Source organism: Paenibacillus sp. P4_A7, assembly GCF_056402455.1.
The window spans coordinates 1-8,690 of the sequence record NZ_JBFUHJ010000221.1 but is presented as its reverse complement, the minus strand read 5'-3'; the positions used below and the strand labels follow the sequence as shown (position 1 = coordinate 8,690).

The following is an 8,690-nucleotide window of genomic DNA, read 5'->3' as shown; positions in this document are numbered from 1 at the left end:
CTTCATATTCTGTTCAATCTGATTTCTGTCTCCGCCATTATTCGTATAGCTATTGATGATTTCGTAATCACGAATACCTTTTTGCAAAAGCTTATATCTAAGTGTTAGCAGTGGTTTGCCGTCCTTCCCAGGATAAACAAAGTTGGTATCGCCAGCAGGGAAGATCGGATAGTGGTAAGTGATTTTATTTATTGGATCGTTTGGCCATACCGTGTAATTCCATCTTAAGAAACCATCCATATTCATATAGTAAGCAAGCCAAGGTATGAGTCTGCTTTCTAGCAAATGTGAACAGATGAATGTATTAGGGATTTCAGGCCCACAGCATACATAATAGGTCATATTTCCTTTAATACTCTTTTTCAATTCTTTAATTTTCTCGAATTCATTGGCAACGCAATTTACAATCGGAACATAATCTAAAATGCCTTCAATTTCTTCTTCGATGAAGGATGCATGATTAATAGCAGCTTTGTATTTGAACGAAGGTGCCATTTTCTTAAGCTCGTTAAGTCGAGCCGTGAACACTTCAGTATCAGAAGGCTCGTCTGCGATGACTCTTACTTTATCGATCCATCCTTTATCAATGAAGTTTTGTTCAAGTGCTTGAACATATTTCTCGAAGTCGCTCTTTTGCTTCATATACTTAAAGGTTTTGCTGCTCTCGTCCCAATATCTGATCCGTACTGCATCGCTGTAATCTTCAATGACTCGGCCGAACCCGACATCCTCAAGAACCCAAATATTGATCAGGCCAAACACTTCAATTTCTTGGTTAATCCCATGCTTCATACCTAATTCAATATATCGATTTAAAGCATCGAAATTAAAGGACCATTCGTTAGTGCTCAATCTCTTCGKTTGTACGATATTATATTCGAACATGTTAGCGGGATCGAGTCTGTCGTAGGAAGAAGCCTGACCCGACCAAGGGATTTCGGATGTGATAACCGTTAGTGCCTTTTGTCCAAGATCGGCCAAAGAGGAGAGATAGTTTTCCATAATAACGAAATGCTCATCGCTCCAAAGCTCTAGATCGTATTTTCTAGCGATATTGGAATTATGCTGCCATAAATCTAAGTTGAACGTATAGTCCTTGGCATCACTTAACGTTGTATTTACAACTTTTATTTCAAAGGTTAACGTTCTAATTAATTGCTCATCTTCAAACATTCGATGTCCTAGCACGGAGATTTCAGGTGTATAGACCCCCGGCTCAACATCCTTATCTATCTCAACTTCAATCCATACGGGCTGTACTCTTCTGCCTTCTACTTTTATAAAGGGCTGTTTTAAAATAATATCGGATTTTAATTGACGATCATCATCCTCGACAAGTCCGATTAGGTTAGCCTTAATGCTGCCTTTTTTCAAGCCAGGCACTTCAACATGGACGCGAACGATATCGATCGGACCTTTTTCMTAGAAGGCAGCATCCTCGTTTACGCATACCAGCATTTCCTGTTCGGAATAGACAAGGAGCTGTGCAGCAACTCTGTCATTTTTTCCGCTAACAAAGGAAAGCTGTTTGTTCTCATCGAAAGGCAGATGGAAGGTGTTAAATGCACCGTATACATATTTATAGCTTTCCACCTCTAAGCCTACTGAAATCTTCATTATTATACCTCCAAAGTGTTTTGTAATGGTCATTACGATTATAAGATTTTGACCAATTAAACCATATGTATATTCTCCTTATAAATATGGATAATTCACGTATCTGATTAAACGATATGATAGAATACTGGCAAGAGGTGACGTATGAAGGTTATAAGTGAGTTTAGAATACCTGAAATAGATGACAGAGGTTTTGTTGATTTAGAGGGATATCTTCTTGTAAATTCTGTAGGATTTTATGAGTTTGAATCTTATTACAGAATGTCTCACAGGAAAGAGGGCCGTAAGGACTTTTACCTCGCATATAATTATTCGGGACCGATGACTGTACGTAGTGGAGGGCTAGATCATATTTTACAGCCAGGCAGTCTATTTCTTTATCATCCAGATGAAGAACAGTATTATGGACATTATAATGAGCAGAGGTTTTTATCCTATTGGGTACATTTTACAGGTTATGGAGTCGAAGAGCTGCTTCCTCAAGCTAAGCTTTCTGGTGAACGTATTATTTATGTGGGAATAAACAACGATATCGTAAAGATTTTTGAAGATATCATGAATGAATTACGTGAGAAGAAAGGGGGATATGAGCTTGCATCCGCATCGCTACTAACCTATTTGTTTTCGATGATTGCAAGGCAGATCGATCAGGGTGTGGATAGTAGAGTCAATAAAAGCAGAACAGAGATCTATGAATCGATCAAATATATACACGATAACTTTGCGCAGGAAATTTACGTGAAAAGGCTCGCCGAAATCGCCCACCTTAGCACCGACAGATATACAACTTTGTTTAAGATGATTACAGATACGACGCCTTTGCAATACTTGAATAGATATAGACTRCAGAAAGCCTGTGAGCTCATGAAGTATACTCATTTAAATATTCAGCAAATATCTAGCCTTGTAGGCTTTGAGGACCAGACTTATTTTAGTAGAATGTTCAAAAAGCACTATCAGGTGACTCCTTCGGAATATTTGGATAGGATGAGTTAGAGGGAGTCAAAATGTCGCAGTACTGCATAAAACAAAACGACCTCTGTCCGCATCATTGAGGACAGGGCCGTTCTTACGATTTTGAAAAAGGGTATCGTACTCCATGAGCTGCTACTTAATATCAATCACTCGCAAACAGATATATAGTATATTGTGTTACGATATCCCCTTTGAAAAATATCCTCATCCACAGACTTTCTGCTATTGTAAATGTGATTTCTTTGTCCCCTTGATCATCTACACTTACATAACCCGTCAACCCAAGAGGACGTTCTTTATATTTATCGAATTGACCATAAAATACCCCGAAGGAATTGCTATGCCAATCCTCATCCTGAGGGAATAGCGCCAAAACATTCTTGAAAGTGTCACCAACACTAATTCCTCTTGGGCCAGGATATCCCCCATATACATGAACCACTGCTGGATTTTCTTCTTTATCAAAATAGGTATATCTAATAAAGTCATTGGAATAATACGTCTCGCCAGCCGGGTTATTTATCTTCTTTTCAAGCCCAAGCTCCTCCATTTGTTTTTTCGACCAATCCGATCGTAATAAATTAAAATCGTATATATCTTGTTTCGTCAAAACGACTGCTTTCGTTTCTGTACCTGGCTTACTTTCCATAGGGAACGGTGAAGGTGTAGAAAGCATGACCCAATTGTGCTTGCTATCCCATTTGAGGTCAAATCCGAATGTTTCTGTAATGAACCGAATGGGAACCATCGTGTACCCATCCTCAATATAAGGTTCAGTATCAATTAATTGTTCCTTACCATTTACGATGACCTTATTAGATTTTAGAGTAAGAATAACTTCGGTGCCTTCATACTTTAACGTTACCTGTCTTGTTTTCCCATTCCAATTAAAATCAGCGCCTATCCATTCCAATAACCCGCGAAGAGGAACGATGATTCTACCATTATTTTGAACAGGTCGAACTGGAAAGCTTTGTACCTCATCATTAATAAAAATTTTTGGCGCGGAGAATGTGGGATAATCATATACATAATGCTCTTTATTTAGTTTAAATTGCTTCATAAAAGCTTGTGATCGCTTATCTAATGCGGACTCTTTTGCATAAATGACATTCAGAGTATTCATGTTTTCTATAGGAGCCAGATCAGTAATGTCTGTATGAACGATTTCAAGAGCGAGAAGTTTTAATTGCTGAATTGGCTTTAGATCATTTACTTTATTATTCGAAACATTAAGAAGTAATAGAGATTGTAAATTCATTACAGGAGATAAATTAGTGATCAGATTTCCACCAACAAATAATGAATCGAGCTTGGATAGTGCCTCTACTCCAATTAGACTGGTAACAAAGTTATCTGTCAGGTCTAGACGCTCCAGTAGATGCAAATTTTTAAGTGGCTTGATATCAGATATTAGATTTATTGATAAATTTAATGTCTGAAGAGAGATCATTGATTCAAGCGGTGACAAATCATTAATCCGATTATGGCTTAAAGATAGGTGTTCAACTTTGTTTAATCCTTTAAGGGGGCCTAAATCTGAAATGTGATTATCATCTAGTACAATCGATTTTAACTGATGAAGTCCTGAAATGGGATTTAGATCACTTATTTTACTGTTAACCATAAATAGACTGGTCAAATTAACGGCATACTCTAATCCCTTCAAGCTCGTAATATGGTCAAAGTTCGTTGAAATTTCTTTAAGTGAGGCCATATCTTTTATGGTTATTTCCCCTTGAGGCTTGTTCAAGGCATTACGCACGACCTTTTCTAATATACGATTCTCGAACTGCACGCCTGCGGGGGCAGCATGTGTATTTGTTTGATGTGATGCAAGAAAGCACAAGCAAGTAATAATCATTAATTTAACTGTCCAACTAAACCGATCATCAGTGAACCTCGTCATTTTTAACCCTCCTCAAAAAATATATCCATTTTTTAAAGACGTTGAGCTTGGGAAAAAGTTGCATGAGATGTGGTCCGATTAATTACTGCGTAAATCGTGGCGCGTTGATAAATAAAAAATAAGCGTAAGGATTCGAGTTACAGATTATCGAACCCTTACGCTATTTGGTTAAAATTGAGTTTAAGAAATAATGAGATGCTCTACTTTGTACGTGTAAATCTATTGATAGGATTGGAATCCAAGCACAGAAGTATTCACAATTTTAGCCTGCTTCAGTACATCTTCAGCATTAGTGCTGTCACTTAGTAGCAGTGTATAACGATATTGATGGAAACCGCCAAGATCCACTTTGAAATTGGTTTCCCAGAAGTTATTCATGATCCATGCATATACATGATCCAGATTATTGACCCCCGGTTCACCAGCGAGCTTTATCTCATGTGACTTGATGTCGCCCATCATGAGGAGCGGCGTATCTGGTGTAGCTACTGCAATGGAACCTTTAGAGGAACTTAGGCACAGGCCATTTTGCACGGCATAGAAATCCGTACAGGTTCCAGGTATTTGGTCTATACGTGGACGCAGAACGGCTCCGGTTTTGTCGATCCACAATTGTTCATCTGATTCTCCTGTGGTGAAGGGAAGCGCAAGATATAAATTTTCAGGATTCCATACACTGTCCTTGTGGCAGCGGAAGTCTACATCAATCCTCGGGATATCCTTGTAAGCTGTAACCAGAAGCGAGCACAAAGATGTTCCTTCTAGATCATAGTGTAATTCAATTCTGGAATAAACATCTCCATCCTCGAGCACATTTACTCCTCGCAGCTTACCCTCATAACGACGAGTTGAAGTAGCTTTACGGTTGCGGCCCATCAGGCGGCGTTCATCACACTGCGTTGTTGTAACATCAGTTACTTCATATATAGGGGTAAAAGCCCGGTAAGGAGCATCGCTTTTTACTAATTCCTGGTTCCGTCGTTTATCCAACACCGAGTTTATGCCTTCACCCTCGTTGTATTGAATACGGAAAAATGAATTTTCTAGGTAATATTCGGATACCACACTACCTTTATTCAGTTGACGCTTAAAGGATGCAGAAAGGTCATTTACGCCATCAATACCTATTTGTTCAAAATGGCCAGAAGAAGCCAGAGGTGAAGCTTCTGTGAAACGAATGGAATAGCGCTTCTTCTCGTGTGGCTCTAGAGTAGCCAAGATATTCAGCGTTTTTCCACGTGAATAAGATCCAATTTGATACGGAACAGTCTGGCCTGTTGTATCATCTATAACTTCAAAATGCGGGTTATAAATAACTTCCATTTCTGCTTGAATCACGTCCGTCACCCGTGTATCGTGTGGGTTCATCGCGATCATAGAAAGCTCGTTTTTAAAGGTGAATGGCGTCTCTCCATTAGCAAAGCTAATCTGGTCACAGGCGCGTGAAGCATACTCATTAGCTTTCTGTGCGTATAAACTTTTGCGCAAATCTAATTTATTTACCCCCGGATGCCACGGCTCGGAGACAGAAGAAGAATAGCCCCAAGTATGTTCAGCATAGAACATGAGATCATAGCTTGCTTTATCGAGCAATTCTTTGCTGCAGAATTGGAATTCGGGATCGAGCTTATGGGCAATATCCAGCTTGCGGCTCGCCTCACGATAATGCTGTACAACAGTAGGAGTAGAACCTACACCATCTGCCCACCAGTCCGTCCAATCGCCTGAGTAAGTAGGGATCTCTTCGTTGGTGTTTTTTAGAACAGCGAAAAACTCATCTAATGTTACCATCTCCAGTCGGATATGGTCCCCGTGAAGACTGTTGTATTTATTGACAAACTCAATTATTTTTGTGTTGGGTGGCGCATTATCTGTCATTCTACCCGATATGCTCAGCGGAACGAATGGGTAAGGATGTCCTTCTTCTTGGAGCACTCGTACATAAGCTTCAATTCGCATTTCAGCTTTTGTGAATTTATCTACATTGGCAGAAGTGAAATTGTCGCGAATGCTATATTCGTATTCACCTACTTGCGTGATGCCAAGTTCATTTCCAACCAAGTAATGTTCGCCGTTCCACACTAGCACTTTACTTCCTTTTGGTGACTGCCAGTAGAATGGTGTTTGCTTCTTAAATAATGGATGATAGCCATGATGAGCATGGATGCAGGACATCAAATGCTCAATTCCATGGTCTGCGAGCGCATCTGCATATCCCCAGCTATAGCCGTTAATATCAGCAGTCATGCCGGATTTCATAGAAATATTATAGTTTTGCATTGTCTCTACGCTACGGGCAAACGTATCACGAAGAACTCTTTCATCCACCAGTTCCGTGAGGTTTAAGTAATTTCCGGAGAGCCCGATCTCGCCGGAATTAATATATTTGATAAAATCATTGATCTCCTCTTGTGAAGAGTACTCCAAAAACTTCTCTACACACCAAAAGCTTTCGCAGTTCCATTTGAATCCAAGCCATTCTTCTTTTCCTTGATGTGCTGCATTTAAAATTTGGATAGCTTCTTTAATAAAATGAACATGATGCATCTCAATTTTTTCCTGATAATCTGTGTATCCAATGTCAGTATGGCTGTGATGAATCAAATAGATCGTGAAAGTATGTTCTGACATAGTGTCCTCCTAGACGTCATTTTATTTAAATGTAATAACATAAGTATTGTAGCAACCTTCTAAACCGTTGTAAATTGCTATTTCGTATTGAATGATCTGCACACCAAATAAAAGCAATCTAAGGTTATTGAACCTTTAAGATTGCTCTATGATCAGAGTATTATACTAGTTTGAAACTTTTATAATAAACTTATTGCGATCAGCGGGATAGAAGCTTTCTGAGTATTCAACCACTCGCCCATCAGCATCATAGCCAGTAGAAGAGATAAAGTGAGCCGCAGAATTCTCTTTTGCCTCAAGTAGACGTGCTGTTTTTCCATACAGCATCCTGATTTCCAATTCACGAATCACCTGAGTAACCGTAATACCATGTTTGTCTAGTACTTCGTATAATGAAAAAGATTCAAGGTCATAATTCAACAGATCTGGTACAAGATCATAAGGAATATATACAGTAGTCAGTACAACGGGTTTTTCTTCATTAGTAGGCTGCACATAACGCAGGCGTCGTAGCAGAATGATTTTATCACCAGAAGAAATATTTAATTTAGCACAAACTAAGTCGTTTTTAGTAATCACTTTAAAATCCAAAACGAAGGTTCGTGGAGTGAATCCCTTACTCAACATTTCTTCATTGTAGCTTTCAATAAATTGTGAAGATTCTTGTACGAGTTTGGGCTTGGTTACAAAGGTACCCCGGCCTTTTACTCGCGTCAGGTATCCTTCATTAACCAACTTGAGCATGGCTGTGCGAACAGTAGGGCGACTTACTTTGAATTGTGCACTTAGTTCTATTTCAGTAGGAAGCATATCGCCTTCCTTTAATTCATGGCTATTTATTTTTAACATGATGTTCTCAATAATTTGGTCGTACAAAGGCATTGTGTATGCTCCTCTAAATGGCAATATGTCATTACATGTGATAGAATATCATCAAAAAAAAGAAACGGCAATAAAGTTAGGGGATAGATATTTTTGCATCAGATGAAAACGAAGGAAACTTTGTATGTTCAGTGGCAGCGTCCGCTGATCAGCAGAGCGAATGAAGCTTTGGCTCATGAATTTGATATATCTGTTGGTTCGGAATTATGGAAAGTAAAAAGGAATTTTCATACAGATGGTAAAGAAGTAACACCAGTTTATACCGAAACCTATTTTGCTAAGCGACTGGCTATTACCGATAATCCGCCTCCAGAGAACTGTCTTTTAAATAGATATCTTGAAGAAATATTGAAATGTCGGTTTAAAGTTGCAAACACATCACTTTCTATCGTCACAGCCGATCAAGTGATTCATTCCATGATGCAGTGTGGGCTGCATAAACCACTTCTGCTTATTCAGCAGAGTATCCAGGATAAAAAGGGTATGCTTTGTGTGCAATACACCTATGTTAATACACAAGAGTGCAATATGATATATGAATCTTCTGAGCTGACATTACTGTAATATCTTGTAATAGAGGATGAAGTAGAGTGGGGAAAATGAATATTGAGCAGATGCTATATCAAGCAGCCATCGAATTATTAGAAAGAAGATATCCTACTGGATGGGGCGGAGC

Annotated in this window: 6 protein-coding genes; 2 read left to right on the top strand and 4 right to left on the bottom strand. The window is 39.0% G+C overall.

Annotated elements, in window-relative coordinates:
• Window positions 1-1,617 (bottom strand): DUF4091 domain-containing protein (locus AC1DWN_RS21315; protein ID WP_477560911.1); only part of this gene is annotated, 1,617 nt, incomplete at its 3' end.
• 144 nt (window positions 1,618-1,761) lie between these two features.
• Here AC1DWN_RS21315 and AC1DWN_RS21310 point away from each other — a divergent pair.
• Window positions 1,762-2,613, top strand: a complete 852-nt coding sequence (locus tag AC1DWN_RS21310; protein WP_477560910.1) for a helix-turn-helix transcriptional regulator — start codon at window positions 1,762-1,764, stop codon at window positions 2,611-2,613.
• A 121-nt stretch (window positions 2,614-2,734) separates the two neighbouring features.
• Here AC1DWN_RS21310 and AC1DWN_RS21305 read toward each other — a convergent pair whose 3' ends face one another.
• From AC1DWN_RS21305 to AC1DWN_RS21295, 3 genes are all read right to left on the bottom strand, one after another.
• Window positions 2,735-4,501 carry a stalk domain-containing protein gene (locus tag AC1DWN_RS21305; protein ID WP_477560909.1) on the bottom strand — a complete coding sequence of 589 codons (1,767 nt, stop codon included), beginning with the start codon at window positions 4,499-4,501 and terminating at the stop codon, window positions 2,735-2,737.
• Between the two features lie 219 nt (window positions 4,502-4,720).
• Window positions 4,721-7,132, bottom strand: a complete 2,412-nt coding sequence (locus tag AC1DWN_RS21300; protein ID WP_477560908.1) for a glycoside hydrolase family 38 N-terminal domain-containing protein — start codon at window positions 7,130-7,132, stop codon at window positions 4,721-4,723.
• Window positions 7,133-7,297: 165 nt separating this feature from the next.
• Window positions 7,298-8,014 (bottom strand): GntR family transcriptional regulator, encoded by a 717-nt coding sequence (locus AC1DWN_RS21295; RefSeq protein WP_477560907.1) that lies wholly within the window; start codon window positions 8,012-8,014, stop codon window positions 7,298-7,300.
• A 102-nt stretch (window positions 8,015-8,116) separates the two neighbouring features.
• On the opposite strand from AC1DWN_RS21295, the gene AC1DWN_RS21290 reads away from it, so the two are divergent.
• Window positions 8,117-8,578, top strand: a complete 462-nt coding sequence (locus AC1DWN_RS21290; RefSeq protein ID WP_477560912.1) for a UTRA domain-containing protein — start codon at window positions 8,117-8,119, stop codon at window positions 8,576-8,578.
• Window positions 8,579-8,690 lie beyond the last annotated feature (112 nt).